Annotated in this window: 14 protein-coding genes; 8 read left to right on the top strand and 6 right to left on the bottom strand. The window is 61.0% G+C overall.

Annotated elements, in window-relative coordinates:
* Positions 1–17: 17 nt before the first annotated feature.
* The 5 genes from PL599_RS14340 to recX all read left to right on the top strand — a co-directional run bounded on the left by PL599_RS14340 (position 18) and on the right by recX (position 4980).
* Positions 18–1481, top strand: a complete 1464-nt coding sequence (locus tag PL599_RS14340) for a sugar ABC transporter ATP-binding protein (protein ID WP_269824614.1) — start codon at positions 18–20, stop codon at positions 1479–1481.
* A complete protein-coding gene (locus PL599_RS14335) occupies positions 1478–2419 on the top strand; it encodes an ABC transporter permease (RefSeq protein ID WP_077984760.1) in 942 nt (313 codons plus the stop codon). The genes PL599_RS14340 and PL599_RS14335 overlap by 4 nt, the downstream gene beginning before the upstream one ends.
* Entirely contained in the window at positions 2416–3363 is a 948-nt protein-coding gene (locus PL599_RS14330; RefSeq protein ID WP_137412528.1) for an ABC transporter permease, read from the top strand. The genes PL599_RS14335 and PL599_RS14330 overlap by 4 nt, the downstream gene beginning before the upstream one ends.
* Positions 3364–3398: 35 nt before the next feature.
* Positions 3399–4319: an SMP-30/gluconolactonase/LRE family protein gene (locus PL599_RS14325; RefSeq protein ID WP_269824615.1), complete on the top strand. Its 921-nt coding sequence runs from the start codon at positions 3399–3401 to the stop codon at positions 4317–4319.
* 70 nt (positions 4320–4389) lie between these two features.
* Positions 4390–4980, top strand: coding sequence for a recombination regulator RecX (gene recX / locus PL599_RS14320; protein WP_271359188.1), 591 nt, complete (start codon positions 4390–4392; stop codon positions 4978–4980).
* A 3-nt stretch (positions 4981–4983) separates the two neighbouring features.
* Here recX and PL599_RS14315 read toward each other — a convergent pair whose 3' ends face one another.
* The 6 genes from PL599_RS14315 to PL599_RS14290 all read right to left on the bottom strand — a co-directional run bounded on the left by PL599_RS14315 (position 4984) and on the right by PL599_RS14290 (position 12153).
* On the bottom strand, positions 4984–5382 hold the full coding sequence (locus tag PL599_RS14315) for a c-type cytochrome (protein WP_162520541.1): 399 nt from the start codon (positions 5380–5382) through the stop codon (positions 4984–4986).
* 98 nt (positions 5383–5480) lie between these two features.
* Positions 5481–6008 carry a DUF992 domain-containing protein gene (locus PL599_RS14310; protein WP_003498285.1) on the bottom strand — a complete coding sequence of 176 codons (528 nt, stop codon included), beginning with the start codon at positions 6006–6008 and terminating at the stop codon, positions 5481–5483.
* A gap of 246 nt (positions 6009–6254) precedes the next feature.
* Entirely contained in the window at positions 6255–7064 is an 810-nt protein-coding gene (locus PL599_RS14305; RefSeq protein WP_269824617.1) for an ATP-binding cassette domain-containing protein, read from the bottom strand.
* Between the two features lie 34 nt (positions 7065–7098).
* Positions 7099–9063, bottom strand: coding sequence for a Fe(3+)-hydroxamate ABC transporter permease FhuB (fhuB, locus tag PL599_RS14300; RefSeq protein WP_269824618.1), 1965 nt, complete (start codon positions 9061–9063; stop codon positions 7099–7101).
* Positions 9060–9962 carry an iron-siderophore ABC transporter substrate-binding protein gene (locus PL599_RS14295; RefSeq protein WP_269824619.1) on the bottom strand — a complete coding sequence of 301 codons (903 nt, stop codon included), beginning with the start codon at positions 9960–9962 and terminating at the stop codon, positions 9060–9062. Before PL599_RS14295 ends, fhuB begins: the two co-directional genes overlap by 4 nt.
* A 28-nt stretch (positions 9963–9990) precedes the next feature.
* On the bottom strand, positions 9991–12153 hold the full coding sequence (locus PL599_RS14290) for a TonB-dependent siderophore receptor (protein ID WP_269824620.1): 2163 nt from the start codon (positions 12151–12153) through the stop codon (positions 9991–9993).
* Between the two features lie 157 nt (positions 12154–12310).
* Here PL599_RS14290 and PL599_RS14285 point away from each other — a divergent pair, with 157 nt between their 5' ends.
* The 3 genes from PL599_RS14285 to PL599_RS14275 all read left to right on the top strand — a co-directional run bounded on the left by PL599_RS14285 (position 12311) and on the right by PL599_RS14275 (position 15568).
* Entirely contained in the window at positions 12311–13222 is a 912-nt protein-coding gene (locus PL599_RS14285) for a LysR family transcriptional regulator (RefSeq protein WP_269824621.1), read from the top strand.
* Between the two features lie 244 nt (positions 13223–13466).
* Positions 13467–13730, top strand: a complete 264-nt coding sequence (locus PL599_RS14280) for a spike base protein, RCAP_Rcc01079 family (RefSeq protein ID WP_059755951.1) — start codon at positions 13467–13469, stop codon at positions 13728–13730.
* A 170-nt stretch (positions 13731–13900) separates the two neighbouring features.
* Entirely contained in the window at positions 13901–15568 is a 1668-nt protein-coding gene (locus PL599_RS14275; protein WP_269824622.1) for a phosphoethanolamine transferase, read from the top strand.
* Positions 15569–15622 lie beyond the last annotated feature (54 nt).

Genomic DNA, 15622 nt, shown 5'->3' with positions numbered 1-15622 from the left:
CACTGGCGTAATTGCTCATGAATGACATCATCGAGGCGCAAGAAGTCGTCGCCGCGCGCGGCGTGAAGGTCGTGTTCGGCGCGGTAAGAGCGCTGGATGGGGCCGATCTCGTCATCCGCACGGGGGAATGCCTCGGGCTTGTCGGCCATAACGGCGCGGGAAAGTCCACCATCGTCAACGTTATCAATGGTGGGCTGACGCCACATGAGGGTTCCGTTTCCTATGGCGGCAACGAAAACCGCCACGGCATTGCCGCCGCGCGCGCGAACGGCGTTCGCTGCGTGTTTCAGGAACTGTCGCTCTGTCCGAACCTGACGATCAGCGAAAATGTCCGCATCATGCATGCCTCCGCGGGTGGGCGAAACTGGCGCGTCCGTGCGCTGACGACGATCCGGCAGGCACTGGATGAAATTTTTCCCGGCCACGGCGTCGATTGCGAGCTGACCGTGGCCGAGCTTTCCATCGCCGAACGGCAGATGGTGGAAATCGCCATCAATTTCTGCCGCATACCGCACGCGCCGAGACTGGTGATCCTCGATGAGCCGACGTCCTCCCTCGATGCCGGTCTCGCCGAGCAGCTGATGGATTATGTCCGCCGTTTCGTGCGTGAGGGCGGATCGGTTCTGCTGATCTCGCATATTCTCGGCGAAATTCTTTCGACGGCCACCCGTATCGTGGTGATGAAGGATGGCCGGGTGGTGGCCGACCGGAAGGCCGCCGACTTCACCACCCGCTCGCTGGTTGAGGCCATGGGCAGCGTCGTCAAGGAACAGGACAGGCGACGGGGTGAAAGCCGCAAGGCGGGCGAGAAGGTGCTTTCCATGCCGGCACGCCGGGGCGAAGGCCTTGCCTTCGAGGCATTTCGCGGCGAGATCGTCGGCCTTGCCGGTCTCGGCGGCCATGGCCAGACCGAAGCGCTGCTCGATCTTTACCTTGCCCGCAACAATAGCTGGCTGCCCGCGCGCAAGACCGGTCTCGCCTTCGTGGCGGGCGACCGCACCCTGAACGGTACTTTTCCGCTGTGGAGCATCCTCAAAAACCTGTCCATCGCCTCGCTTAGAGATATTTCAACAGCAGGCATGGTAGACAGGGGCAGGGAAACCGACCTTGGGGCGCAGTGGAAAAAGCGCATCGAAATTCGCACGCCCGACATGGGCAACAAGATCCTTTCGCTCTCCGGCGGCAACCAGCAGAAGGTGCTTTTCGCCCGCGCGCTCGCCACCACCGCCAGCACCGTTCTGATGGACGACCCGATGCGCGGCGTTGATATCGGCACCAAACAGGAGGTCTACGACATCTTGAGAACCGAAGCCTCGAACGGCCGCACCTTCATCTGGTACTCCACCGAAATGGATGAAATCCGTCTCTGCGACCGGGTCTATGTGTTCCGCGACGGCGCCATCCAGGCGGAACTCGTCGGCGACGATATTACCGAGCAGAATGTGTTGGCGGCTTCCTTTGCCGGAGAAGACCACGCATGAAACTCTCCGCAAACGCGCTCCGCCTCATCATTCCCGCCGCCTCGCTCGCCTTCCTGCTAGCCGCCGTCTTCTACATGCAGCCGCGCGCCATGAGCTATACCGGCATGAACCTGCTGTTCAATCTGGCCGTGCCGATTGCGCTCGCCACCATTGCGCAGATGCTGATCATGTCGGTCAACGATCTCGATCTGTCGATGGGCGCCTTCGTCAGTTTCTGCGCCTGTGTAACCGCCACTTTCCTGCAAACCACGCCCGCCCTCGGAATTGCGATTTTTGCCGGTGCGATTGCGGTTTATGCATTGCTCGGCGCCATCATCCATATCCGCAACCTGCCCTCCATCGTCGTTACACTTGGCATGAGCTTCGTCTGGGGCGGCCTCGCCGTCCTCATCCTCCCCTCGCCCGGCGGCCAGGCGCCTGCCTTCATCCGCACGCTGATGACGGCGAAACCGCCGCTCGTGCCAATCGCCATCGTCGCCAGCATCCTGATCGCGGCAGTCGCCCATTATATCGTCATGCGCTCTTCCTTCGGCGTGTTGATGCGCGGCGTCGGCGGCAATTTCCGCTCGGTCGAGCGCTCCGGCTGGTCGGTCATCGGCATCCGCGCCGCCACCTTTGCGTTGGCCGGTTTCTTCGCGGTGCTGTCCGGTATCGCTCTTGTGGGGCTGACGACATCGGCGGACGCTAATATCGCGCTGCGTTACACGCTGCTGTCGATTGCCGGCGTCATCCTCGGCGGCGGCGAATTCGTCGGCGGAAGGGTCTCCCCCATCGGCGCCGTCATCGGCGCGCTGACGCTGACGCTCGCCGGCTCGTTCCTCTCTTTCATGCGCATTTCGCCCGACTGGCAGATCGGCGCTCAAGGGGCGATCCTGATCATCGTGCTGGCGCTGCGCATCCTGCTCAACCGTCTTGAAAAACGGGAGAAAAATCAATGAACGGGCTCTCTTCCCTCACCAGAAAACCATGGATCTGGTCCTTTGCCGCAACCGTTGCGGTCTGGATCGTCACCGTGCTCTTCACCGGCGGCGCAAGCTCCTTCGGCCTGTCGCATGCAGCACTCACCTTCGCGGCCTTTTCGGTCATCGTCGGCATCGGCCAGATGTTCGTCATCACGCTCGGGCCCGGCAATATCGACCTCTGCGTTCCCGCCACAATGACGCTGTCAGGCACGCTGGCGCTCAAATTCATGGATGTGTCGGACGGTCTCATTCTGCCTGGACTGCTGATCGCCATCCTGATCGGCATCGCCATCGGCATCGGCAATTATGCGCTGATCAAGCTCCTGCGCATCCCGCCGATCATCGCGACGCTCTCCATGAGCTTCATCGTGCAATCCATCGCCATCTGGTCGAACCGCGGCCTGCGCATCAAGCCGCCGGACACTTTGGCCACATTCGCCACGTCGAGCTTCTTCGGCATCCCCAACGTGGCGCTTGTCGCCCTGCTGCTTTCCGTCATCGCCTGGCTGCTTCTCGACCGCTCGTTTTACGGCCGCTGGATTTCCGCCATCGGCCAGAGCACCTTCGCCGCCCGTATGACCGGCATTCCGGTGGACGGCGCACGTTTCGTCACCTATGTGCTCTGCGCGGTGCTGGCGGCGATTGCCGGTTATCTGCTCGCCAGCTTCTCCGGCGGTGCTGCGCTCAACATGGGCTCGGAATATCTGCTGATGTCCATCGCCGTCGTCGTCATCGGCGGCACAGCGGTGGCGGGTGGGGATTCCAATGTTCCCGGCATCTGGGGCGCTTCGCTCTTCATGTTCCTGGTGGTGTCGATGCTGAACACCTACGGTTTCGGCGCCGGCATCCGCCTCATCCTCACCGGCCTCATCATCATATCAGTCATCCTTCTGGCAAGCGGCCCCAAAGCCACGCGCTGAACCCCGAACGACACGGCTAAAAGCGGACTACGCTCATGACCACAGACACGACCTCCCCTTACGAAATCCACGATGACCGCTTCCGTCACCTGATCGTCGGCAATGCGGAACTGGAAGAGCTTTATTCCGGTTGCCGCTGGGCCGAAGGCCCCGTCTGGTTCGCCGATCTCAACTGCCTGCTGTTTAGCGATATTCCCAATGAGCGCATGCTGCGCTGGGTGCCGGATGGCGGGATTTCGGTATTCCGCCAGCCCTCTAACTTCACCAACGGCAACACCCGCGACCGGAAGGGACGACTTGTCTCCTGTGAACATGGCGGCCGCCGCGTCACCCGCACCGAGGTCGACGGTTCGATCACGGTTCTCGCCGACAGCTACGGCGGTAAAAGATTGAACTCACCCAATGATGTCGTCGTCAAATCCGACGGCAGCGTCTGGTTCACCGATCCGACCTACGGCATTCTTTCAGACTATGAGGGCTACAAGGCCGAGCCGGAGCAGAAGACCCGCAATGTCTATAGGCTCGATCCCGCAACCGGAAAGATCGATATCGCCATCGACGACTTCGTGCAGCCGAACGGCCTTGCATTCTCGCCCGACGAAACGAAGCTCTACGTCGCCGACAGCTCCTATAGCCACGACACCTCCCGCCCGCGCCATATCCGCGTCTTCGACCTGGTGGATGGCGTGAAGCTTACGAATGGCCGGGAATTCTGCAATCTCGACAATGGCTTGCCGGATGGATTCCGCCTGGATACGGCTGGCAACCTTTGGACGAGTGCAGGCGACGGCGTTCATTGCTTTGCGCCTGACGGTACGCTGATCGGCAAGATCAAGGTGCCACAGACGGTGGCGAACCTCACCTTCGGCGGCCCGAAGAAGAACCGGCTGTTCATCACCGCAACGAAATCGCTCTATTCGGTTTATGTCGCCGCCACCGGCGCACAGACGCCCTGAGACACCGAAACCGGAGAATTCAGGCCGGGAGGGAACTGGCAAGACGGCTCAAGCGCGTTATAAATGCGCCATGAGTGACGATTCCAGCCCCTTCCTGACTGACGATATGGAGTTTGACGACGAAGCACAGGCCATCGAGCCCACCAGCCGTATGCTCTCCTGGGCGCGCAATTCCGCTCTCTACCGACTGCAACAGCGGATGATGACGGAAAAGCAGCTGCGCGACGCCATCATGCGCAAGGCCCGGGAAAAATTCGAGGATATCGGCCCGGCGCAGGTAAAGGCGCTCGGCGAATTTGCGGTGACCTTCGCTTACGGCATCAAGGCGCTCGACGATACGGCTTTTGCGGAAATCACCGTGCGAAGCGGCCAGCGCAGCGGCAAGTCAAAACGCGGGCTGGCGCAGAAACTCCAGATCAAGGGCATCGCACGGGAAACGGCAACGGCCGCGTTGCAGGAGACCAACGATCTGGTCGCCGCCGTCATTTTCGCGCGCAAACGCGCCTTTGGGCCTTATCGCCGTGTCGAACCGGACGAGAAACGCAAGGCCAAGGAATTTTCCGCTTTCGCCCGCAACGGCTTCAGTTTTGAAATCGGCGCGAAGGTGATGGCGATGACAACGGAAGAGGCGGAGGACATCCTCTCCGACGCGCCGCTTTAACATTTACTGCGGCAGGGGATGCGTCTTCAGATAGGCGATTAGATCAACAATATCGGTTTCGCTCCATAGCCCGAAAAAGCGCATCGCATTTCCGGGGATTGCCTTTTTCGGGCTGGCGATGAATTTCTGCAATTCTTCTTCTGTCCAGACCCGGCCAGATGCGCCTGCGTCTTTCAGCGACCGTGAATAATGACCGTAATCGGCCACGCCCGCCATTGGCCTGCCGACCACGCCCATCAGATGTGGCCCCATGCGGGTACGCGGTGCGTCGATGCTATGGCAGGTGGAACAGCGGCTGAAAACCTTCTCACCACGCGCAGCATCCCCCTCGGCAAAGGCGCTTGCCGCAAGAAGGAGGGAAAACGCGGCCACGGCCGCGGCTTGTCTGAAGACGGAAATCATGATCCGGATAATACAACGCCCTCCCCGTCTGGCAACGAAGAGGGCGTGTTTTGACATGCGACAGAATGCCCGGTCAAAAACACCGGGCAATTCGCCGATCAGTTCATGGCCGTCAGCGTCACAGACGTGCCGGTGGCAGCAAGGTTGAGGCCAACCTGACCCGTCACGCTGACCGTCTGCAGCTGGATGGAGCCGGAGGTGCCGCCAACGAGGACGTTGGTGCCGACGCCGAGACCGACGGTGACTTCAGCCGTTGCGCCCTGATAGAGGCCGCCCAGCGAACCGCGGTGGTAACCGGCAGTCGGGGCGAAAACGGCCCAGACCAGACGGCCCTGCGTGGTGAAACCGAGGTCGACACCCATCTTGCGGATGGCGCCGGTGTAATGGTCGGTGCGGCGCGCGCCCATGGTGGACTGGAAGGTGCAATCCAGTTCCTTGGCCGAGCCGATCACGTAACCGACACCGCCGCCGATATCGCAGGTGAGGTAACCGATCTTGACGCCGTTGCGATCGTCCTGCTCCTGCGGAGCCGGCTCATATCTTGCAAGGTCGGCAGCGAGCGCGGAAACGGTTCCGCCAAGGCCCATCGTCAATGCGGCAAAAGTTACGGCAACAGCCTTTTTCATCTTGTTTTCTCCTGTTTTATCCTACCCGCAGCAGCCCTTCTTGCCCTCTCCGGATATTGAATTCCGCACTGTTAACGTTTGTTCCGAAAAATCGATCCAAAACAATTGAATTGGAGGCGATGAAAGCGGAACGGTTAACAATGTCTGATGGCGGTAGGATGCCATTAAGACATTGTTAGGGCGGGAAATGCGTGCGGAATTACCATCGACAGCCAGCGTTGCCGGCCGTTGTTTTGCTGCAACATCTCAAACCGGCAAAGCGACGGGAAAGCCGGTGGCGGCATGGGTCATGACATCCATGCGAACGCCATAGATGCGCTGCAGCGTCTCCGGCTTCATGATCTCCTGCGGCGTTCCCCGTGCAATGAGTTGGCCGGAATGAAGCGCGACGATCTCATCGCAGAAACGTGCCGCCATGTTGACATCGTGCAGCACCACGATGACGCCGAGGCCCTTTTCGCGCGACAGTCTCTTGACCAGAGACAGCACCTCGAGCTGGTGCGCCATGTCGAGCGCGGAGATGGGTTCGTCGAGAAGCAGGCTTTCGGCATTCTGGGCCACCAGCATGGCAAGCCACACGCGCTGGCGCTCGCCGCCGGACAGCGTGTCGACCAGTCGGTCGCGGAAGGCGACGGTATCGGTGAGTTCGATCGCTTCGTCCACCTTCTCCTGATCCGCTTTGGTGAATTGCCCGAGCGCGCCATGCCAGGGATAACGGCCAAGCGCCACCAGTTCGCTCGCCAGCATGCCGGAAGCAGCCGGCGTATATTGCGGCAGATAGGCGAGCTTTCGCGCAAATTCACGATTGCCCCAGGCGCCGAGCGTCTTACCCTCGAATGAGACCCTGCCCGCCGTCGGCTCCTGCATGCGCGCGAGAATCTTGAGCAACGTGGATTTTCCCGAACCGTTATGACCGATCAGACCAATGGTCTTGCCGGTCGCAAAACTGGCCGTCAGCGGCTGCAACAATGTCCTGCCCGGCACTTCCATCGTCACGCCGTCGAGAGAAAAGAGCGGAATATCGTCATAACCGACCGCAAGCGCTGTCTGACCCATGGTTCTCATCTCCGTAAATCGACTTGAAATAACATCAACGCCTGCCTGAAAGCCAGATCAGGTAAGGCGCGCCGGCCAGAGCCGCAAAAAGCCCGAGCGGCAGTTCATAGGGAAAGGTGACTGTCCGTGCGCCGAGATCGGAAAGCGCCATCAGCACCGCGCCGAACAGGAAAGAGGCGAACAGATGATCGCGCGGCGTGGTGAAACCGGCGCGCAGCGCAATATGCGGCGCCATCAAGCCGACAAAACTCAAGGGGCCAACGAGCAGCGAGGCGGCACCGGTGGCAATGCCCGCCACCGCGATAACGGCGATACGCGCGGTGCTGAGCGGCAGGCCAAGCGATAGCGGCACGTCCCGCCCGAGCGGCAGGATCGTCAGCCAGCGTGTGACCGATAGCGCCCCCGCCAGCAGCACGATGGAAAGAATGGCGAGAAAGATCGCCGAAGCCGGAGTCGCCGTTGAACCCGAGCCGCTGAGCCAGGCGAGAATCTGCCATGCCCGCTGGTCGCCGATGGCAAGCAGCGCCGAGAGAACGGCCGAGCAGAGCGAACTGACGGCAATGCCGGCGAGTAGTATTTTTTCCGGCGCACGATGCCGGCGCATGGAAAACAGCAGGACGAGGATCATGACGGCCGCAGAGCCGATGCCGGCGCCGCAAAACAGTTCGAAAAGACCGGCGGCCGGAAAAATCGTAATGGCGGCGGCAAAACCGAGGCCTGCACCGCCGCTGACGCCGATCACTTCCGGGCTTGCCATGGGATTGCCGGTAAGCCGCTGGAGAAGTGCGCCCGCCATGGCGAGCAGACCGCCCGCGGCCACGGCCGCCACCAGCCGCGGCCAGCGGAAGGGCATAAGGCTTTGCAGGTCAGTGGCCTTGAGCATTGTCCAGCCATCAGGCCCCTTGCCGATGGCGAGTGCGGCAAATACCAGCACTGCCATGATGAAGAGCACCGGCAGCAGGGCCGCAAGCCCGCGTCGTGTGGCGAGATCGACGCCTTCGCCACGATGCACATCGGTCGGCCGGATTTTCGGCAGCAGCCATAGAAGCAGCGGCCCGCCGATCAGCGCCGTCACGGCACCCGTCGGGAAAACTTCCGCCGTCGTAGTCGCCAGAAGTTGCACGAGACCGTCGCAGAACCAGAGCAGCAGACCGCCCAGCAGGGGCGAAACAAGAAGGACGGAGGATGACCGTCGCACGCCGAGCGCCCGGGTGAGCGCCGGCGCGGCAAGACCGATGAAGCTGACGAGGCCGACCGCTGCGGCAACGAAAGCGGCCAGCATGACCGCGACGGCGGCGACCGCCAGCCTGATCGAAAACAGCGAGACGCCGAGCGATCGCGCGCCGGCATCACCGAGACCGAGGACCGTCAGCGGCTTTATCAGCAGGCCGGTCGCGGCAAGCCCCGCGAGAAGCTGGAAAGCGAGCACAACGGCATTCGACCAGTCCTGCTGGCTGAGCGAACCACCATTCCAGACGACGAGGGACATCAGATATTCGCCCTGCGCGAGCGTCAGCGCCGCGGAAACGGAGGCTGCGGTGATGCCGACCAAAAGCCCTGATACCACCATGGTCACCGGCTCGAAGGAGCGTCGCCAGCCTAGAAGGAACACGACGCCGGCCGCAGCGGCCGCGCCGGCGAGCGCGACCCATGCGCGGTTGCCATCCAGCACCGAAGGAAAGAACAGGGTGGCGATGACGATGGCGAGCTGCGCGCCGGCCGAGATGCCGAGTGTCGAAGGGTCGGCAATCGGATTGCGCAGCAATTGCTGGAAAAGCGCACCTGAAAGGCCGAGCATCGCCCCCGCAAGGATGGCGACCACGACGCGCGGCAACAGGCTGAAGGCGAAAATCACCTGATCCATCGACATGTTGGCGGCATCGAACGGCGGGCCGGGCCATGCGCCGAAAGGCAGCCGCAACAGCCCGGCATGCAGGGAAAGCCCGCAGGCCAGAACCAACAGCAGCCCGAAGAAAAGCTGGAGAGGCCGCGTGGTCACAGGGCTTCTCTCTGCGCCGAGAGCGCTTCGGTCAGAAGCCGCGCAAAGCGCATGCCGGCGGTGATGCCGCCATAGGGGCCGACATTGCCGAGCGTGACCACCCGGTTTTCCCGCACGGCAGGCAGCGCGCGCCATATGGCGCTGCTGCGCAAGGTTTCCCGCGCCTCGACCGGAATGTCGGAGACGATGACGATGCGCGCATCGGGCGAAGCGGCGAGATTTTCAAGCGGCACCGGGGCCGCAAAGGTGAATTGCGAACGATCCACCCAGGCATTGGCAAGCCCCAGCCGGCCAAGCACATCCCCGAACATGCTGTCCGCACCGAAAGCGCGAAAATGCCGGGCGTCGCCGATGTTGATCACATAGGTCGGCCGCGCCGCGAAACCGGCAAGGCGGGTCCGCATGGCCTGCAGCGTCGCTTCCGTTTCGCCCAGCACCCTGCGCGCCTCGTCTGCCCTGCCGAGCTTGCCGCCAAGGGCTGAGACCGCCGCCAGCGCCTTTGCGAAAGGCGGCTCGCCCTTCACGTAAAAGGGCAGCAAGAAGACCGGGGCAATCGCTTCCAGCCTGCCGATATAGCGGGTGTAGAAGGGCGAAATCAGAATGAGATCGGGCCGGGTCAGTTGCAGAAGCTCGAAGTTCGGCGCACCGCGCAGGCCGAGATCGGCGACGGTTGCAGGGATTTCCGGCTCGACCGCGTCCACCCGGAACTGGATGAGTTCGGTCGCCGCCACCGGCATGACGCCGAGCGCAACGGCGGTTTCCAACATGGCCCAGTCAATGGCGGCAAGGCGTGGCGTGACCGCCGCGCGCGCCTTGCCGGCAAGAGCAGAAGCAGCGACCAGGCCTAAAAATTCCCGCCGCCCCCAAAGGGGGGACATCCATCGATCCTTGCGCGTCATGCCCCTGCTGCTTCACTCCGATATGGCGTCACCAACGATAGGTCAGCTTGCCCATAACCGTTCTTCCGTCACCGTAATAGCATCCGAAAGTGGAGCAACTAGAAATATATTCTTTATCAGTCAAGTTTTGCACCTGAAGCGAGGCGCGGTAGCCGTTCTTCTCGTAATGCACAGCGAGATCGAGCAGGGTGAGGCCCTTCATCTCGAAGGTATTGGCGGCATCGCCATAGCGTTTTCCGACATAACGCACACCGCCGCCGATGCCGAAACCCTCAAGGGCGGTATCTTCCGGGAAAGTGTAATCAAGCCATAGGCTTGCGGCGTGGCGGGGCGTGCTGTCCAGCTCCTTGCCGTTATTCACGCGGCCGGAGACCTCGCTGTCCATGTAGGTATAGGCAGCGCGCAGGTCGAGCCCGTCGGCAAGGCTTGCGACGCCCTCGAGTTCAAGGCCTTTCACATGCGCCTCGTCCATCTGCTGCGTCATGCCGCCCACAGTCGTCGTGACATTTTTCTGTGTCAGATCGTAGACCGCGGCGGAGAAGAACCCATCGAAACCCTCGGGCTGGTATTTGACGCCTGCTTCCCATTGTTTGCCGGTGGTCGGTTTCGGCGCATCGCCGACAGCCGGCTGCGGCACCGGTTCGAAGGAGGTCGCATAGCTGACATAGGGCGCGATGCCGCCATCGAACAGATAGCTGACGCCGACGCGGCCGGTCAGCTTGTGATCGTCCTTGTCGAGCGAGCGGTAGGTGGCGCCGTTGAAGGTCGTGCCGCCGGTGCTTGCCCAGTCCTGCCGCAGGCCAGCGGTGACCCGCCAGTTCTCGAAGGCCATCTCGTCCTGCGCATAAAGGCCGATCTGGGAAATATCCGTCTTCACATCGGCATAGAGCGTGCGCGACGTGAGGCTGATCGGCCCGCCATAGACCGGATTGACGGGATTGAGCGGCGTCGCGGCCCAGAACTCGGTTTTGACGTTATTGTCGAAATAACGGTAGTCCAGCCCGACAAGCAGGGTGTGGTCGATTGACCCCGTGGAGAAATCCGCCTGCAGGCTGTTGTCGATGTTGAAGGTGTTCAGCAGCTCGTCCTGGAACGTCGCATTGCGACGGATGAGATTGCCGATCATGCCGCCGTTGGCCGACGACATGCCGAGCGCGCGGTAGGACCAGTCGAAATTGGAATAACGCGCATTCTGCCGGAAGGTGAAGGTCTCGTCGAAACGGTGCTCGAACTCATAGCCGATATTGGTGAATTTACGGTTCGACGTATCGAAGGACGGATCGCCGACATAAAAGCTGCGGTCCAGCATGTTGCCGGGTCTGAGATAGGTCAGCGCCGCCGGCAGGCCGGAGGGCGAACTCGGATTGTCATGCTGATAGGAGGCAAGAACCGTCAGCTTCGTATCCTCGTCCGGCTGCCAGGTGAGCGCCGGTGCGATGAAATAGCGGTCGTTCTGCAGATTGTCCGTCTGAAGGTGGGCGTTGCGCGCAAGACCTGTCAGGCGATAGGCGAAACTGTCGGTGCCCGCGACCGGTCCACCGATATCGAACATCGACTGGTAATAGTCGAAGCTGCCGATCCGCGCCCCCACTTCGCCGAAACGCTCGAAGATCGGTCGCTTGCTGATGAGATTGATGAGGCCACCGGGATTGCCCTGACCATAAAGCACCGAGGCCGGCCCGCGAATGACTTCCACCCGCTCCAGACCATAAACTTCATAGGACGGCGCACCGGCCGTGCGCATCAACCGCAGACCGTTGAGAAACTGCAACTGGTTCCCCTGAAAGCCGCGGATACGCGGCGCATCGAAACGCGGATCGGCGCCGAACGGCTGCGCAACCACACCGGGAACATAGTTCAACGCCTCGCCGAGAGTGCGGACGTTCTGCACATCCATCTGGTCCTTGGTGATGACGGAGACGGATTGCGGCGTCTCGATCAGGGATCGCCCCGTCTTGGTGGCGCTGGCGCTCGTTTTCGCCACATAGCCTTTCACCGGAGCCTTGGGGTCCTGATTTTTGGCGCTGTCCACTGTGATGGTCTGCAGCACCGTCGTACCGGCCTCCTGCGCAAAGGCGGAAGCCGGGGCAAAAAACGCCGCATAAGCGATGACGGCGCAACCGCCAGCCAGAATGGAAATGTGTTTGGTTTTTCCCTGCACGCCAAGACCCTTCATCACCCGCGCCACCACAAGACGGTATTTTCTGGAGAATTTAAGTCATCTTATTACGCAAGGGACGGATTGTGATCCAATAAGCGCAGCCGGTTTTTTTCAGAACTGTTGATTATGAAAACTCACATCGATAATAGCTTTGAATTATTCAAATCTGCCGGGAAAGGCCGTGACGATGGGCAGGAAACCGGCAAGCCGGGCGGAGACATTCGAATTACGCCACCTGCGCTATTTCACCACGCTGGTAGATGAGCGCAATTTCGAGCGCGCCGCCGCCCGCCTCGGCATTGCCCAGCCGGGCCTGAGCCAACAGATCATGGCGCTCGAACAGATTGTCGGCATGCCCCTTCTCGACCGGACGCGCCGCTCGGTGAAACTGACCACGCCCGGGCAGCTTCTCTATGAGGACGCCCGGAAGATCCTCGCCAATGCCGAGGCGACGCTTGCGGCGCTCAAACGCGTCGACCGCGGCGAAACCGGGCGCATTTCCATCGGTTATGTCGCCTCGGCCGCCTATTCCGGCCAGATGATCCGGTCCATTGCCGGTTTCCGTGCTTCCCATCCCGATGTGGAACTGCAATTGATCGAGATGGAGATGCGGCTGCAACTGGCCAAGATTGCCGACGGCAATCTGGATTTCGCCTTCATCCGCCCGCCCGCGCCCGTTCCGGAAGGTGTGACAACCCATGTGGTGCTGCGCGAACCGCTGATGGCCGCGCTTCCTGAAAACCATCCCCTGGCCTTTGCGATGCAGGTCGATCTGAAAAACCTTGCCGGCGAGACCTTCATTACCCCGCGACAGCCGCCGGATGTCGGGTTTCACTACAATACGATAGAGGCCTGCAATGAAGCCGGGTTCCAGCCGGCGATCACCCCGGAAGGCAGGGACTACACCACGATCGCCAGCATGGTGGCCATCGGCCTCGGCGTCGCGCTGGTGCCGCGCTCGCTTAATTGCCTGAGGTTGCCCGGTGTGCGCTACCTGCCGCTTGCCGCCAGTTCCACGACCTCGGACCTCGCCGTCGCCCACCGGAAAACGGAAGCCTCTCCCGCCGTCAGGGCCTTCATTCTCCACATGCGCAATTGAAGCGGGCAGCATCCGCCCGCCTGTCGATCCCGTGGACGAAAAATCCGTCATCATCCGTTTGCGCCGCATTGGCGGCAAAAGGCGGGGGCGGCGTAACCCCATGGGATTGCGAAAAGAATGACGCTCTTGCGGGCAGGCCCAAGACGAGACCGAAATCCTCTCCGGATATTTCCTGTACCCGCTTTTCCCCATGGCCGCAGCGCATCCCATAATCGCGCCAGATTTCGATTCACGGGAGACAGCAATGGCTGAGACTTACGAACACCACGCCGCCGGCCTCGAATCCCCGGCATCCCACGCTTTCGATGTGGTTCCGGACGATACGAGCCCGCTTCCTTCCCCCACCCGCGCCATCTATGTGGGCAATGGCGGCCATCTCTGCCTGACCCTGCTTTCCGGGGCGACGGTGACCTTCCAGAACCTGCCCGCAGGCAGCCTGCTGCCGGTCAGGGCCACGCGCATATTTGCAACGCGCACCACCGCCACAGGCATCGTGGGCCTCAATTAAGAGCTCTATCGTCATCCGCCAAACGGCCACCACGGAGTGTGACACTTTCATGACAAGCTTTCAGGTTGATGTCAGCAAAATGACGCATCCGCCATTGGTCGGCCCATGCGGCAGCCTTTCCGGCGGCGTTTTCGCCCCGTCTCCGTTGTCGCCGGCCTATTGTAAATCTGGTGGATCTGACAGTGGCTCTTTTTACCGCGAAAGCGACGGGAACAGTAACATATCGTCCGGAAATCGGCAGCGTGCCGCTCAGCCTGCTGACGGCGGCCTATCTGCTGTTTTTCACGAACCGGACATTCTGGTCGAAGGTTCACACCTATCTTTCGGCCTATCCGGTCGCCATCGTCGCGCTTTATGGCGCCATGGCCGCCCTTTTCGGCGCGCTAATCATTATTTTTTCCGCCAAATATCTCATCAAGCCGTTCTTGATCTTCCTCATCTTCGCGGCGGCGGCCGCTTCCTGGTTCATGGATCGCTACGGCATCGTCATCGACAGCGATATGATCCGCAACGCCATGGAGACGACACAGGCGGAAGCCGGCAATCTGATCACGCCCGGCTTTCTCTGGCACATGGCGATTTACGGACTGGTGCCGTCCCTCCTCATCGTCGCCGTGCGTGTGCGGCACCGGACGATCCTCGACAAGCTTTTATGGAACACGATCAGCATCCTGATCTGTCTTACCATCGCCGGCATCATCAGCTTCGCCAATTCCAAGACCTTCACCACCGCCGTGCGCCAGCACAAGGACATTGTCAAAAGCGTCAATCCCCTGTCGCCGATCATGTCGGCCATTCATTATTTCACGCTGGCCGGCAAGGAAGTCGATATTCAGGTCAGCCCGGTCGGCAGGGATGCGAAAATCCTGCCTTCATTGGGCGGCGTCCGCAAACCCCGCATCACCGTCATCGTGGCGGGCGAGACCGCGCGGGCCGCGAACTTTTCCCTGAACGGTTATGGGCGCGAGACCAATCCCGAACTCGCAAAACGCGGCGTGATTTATTTTCCAAACACGACCAGTTGCGGCACCGCGACGGCGATTTCCATTCCCTGCATGTTCTCGAAGTTCCCGCGTTCGCAATATAGCCACAACAAGGCGCTGGCCAATGAAAACGTCATGGATGTTCTCGTCCATGCCGGTGTCAGCGCCACATGGCTGGACAACAATACCGGCAGCAAGAACGTGGCCGACCGTATCCCTTATTTCGATCTGCCCTCGACCAATGACAGCCGCTTCTGCACTGGCGGAGAATGCCGCGACGATATCTTCTTCGACAAGCTCGATTCCTGGCTCAATAACGTTACCAGGGACAGCGTGATCGTGCTGCACCAGATGGGCAGCCACGGGCCGACCTATTATCTGCGTTATACCGACGAATTCCGCAAATTCACCCCGGATTGCCGCACGGCCGAGCTTGGCAACTGCTCCGACGCGGAGATCGTCAATTCCTACGACAACACGCTTCTTTACACCGACCATTTCCTCTCGACCGTGATCGACAAGCTGAAGGCCCGTTCCGACAGGCTGGCGACGAGCATGATCTATGCATCGGACCACGGCGAATCGCTTGGCGAGAGCGGCGTCTACCTGCATGGAGCGCCGTATCTGCTGGCGCCAGACCAGCAGACCCATGTGCCGTTTCTCGTCTGGTTCGATGACGATTTTGCCAAATCCATGGGGCTCAACAAAGCCTGCCTCGCAAAAACCGCGGCGGAGGGCGGGCGCTCGCACGACAATTATTTCCACAGCATCCTCGGCATGATGAATGTCTCCACATCGGTCTACGATCCATCGCTCGATGTGTTCGGCGGCTGCACCCTGCGTCAGAACAGCTGAAACACTGCGCTTGACGCTTATCCAGAGAAAGAGATACGCAAGACGAAGCGATAG

The organism is Agrobacterium sp. ST15.16.055 (assembly GCF_027956555.1).
GTDB lineage: Bacteria > Pseudomonadota > Alphaproteobacteria > Rhizobiales > Rhizobiaceae > Agrobacterium > Agrobacterium salinitolerans.
The sequence above is the reverse complement of the archived record's forward strand: the minus strand, read 5'-3'. Positions and strand labels throughout refer to the sequence as shown.

What these genes read in the sequence shown, in the direction of transcription:
- PL599_RS14340 (WP_269824614.1), top strand. Translation starts at nt 18, where the DNA reads ATGAATGACATCATCGAGGCGCAAGAAGTCGTCGCCGCGCGCGGCGTG.
- PL599_RS14335 (WP_077984760.1), top strand. Translation starts at nt 1,478, where the DNA reads ATGAAACTCTCCGCAAACGCGCTCCGCCTCATCATTCCCGCCGCCTCG.
- PL599_RS14330 (WP_137412528.1), top strand. Translation starts at nt 2,416, where the DNA reads ATGAACGGGCTCTCTTCCCTCACCAGAAAACCATGGATCTGGTCCTTT.
- PL599_RS14325 (WP_269824615.1), top strand. Translation starts at nt 3,399, where the DNA reads ATGACCACAGACACGACCTCCCCTTACGAAATCCACGATGACCGCTTC.
- recX (WP_271359188.1), top strand. Translation starts at nt 4,390, where the DNA reads ATGAGTGACGATTCCAGCCCCTTCCTGACTGACGATATGGAGTTTGAC.
- PL599_RS14315 (WP_162520541.1), bottom strand. Translation starts at nt 5,382, where the DNA reads ATGATTTCCGTCTTCAGACAAGCCGCGGCCGTGGCCGCGTTTTCCCTC.
- PL599_RS14310 (WP_003498285.1), bottom strand. Translation starts at nt 6,008, where the DNA reads ATGAAAAAGGCTGTTGCCGTAACTTTTGCCGCATTGACGATGGGCCTT.
- PL599_RS14305 (WP_269824617.1), bottom strand. Translation starts at nt 7,064, where the DNA reads ATGGGTCAGACAGCGCTTGCGGTCGGTTATGACGATATTCCGCTCTTT.
- PL599_RS14295 (WP_269824619.1), bottom strand. Translation starts at nt 9,962, where the DNA reads ATGACGCGCAAGGATCGATGGATGTCCCCCCTTTGGGGGCGGCGGGAA.
- PL599_RS14285 (WP_269824621.1), top strand. Translation starts at nt 12,311, where the DNA reads ATGGGCAGGAAACCGGCAAGCCGGGCGGAGACATTCGAATTACGCCAC.
- PL599_RS14280 (WP_059755951.1), top strand. Translation starts at nt 13,467, where the DNA reads ATGGCTGAGACTTACGAACACCACGCCGCCGGCCTCGAATCCCCGGCA.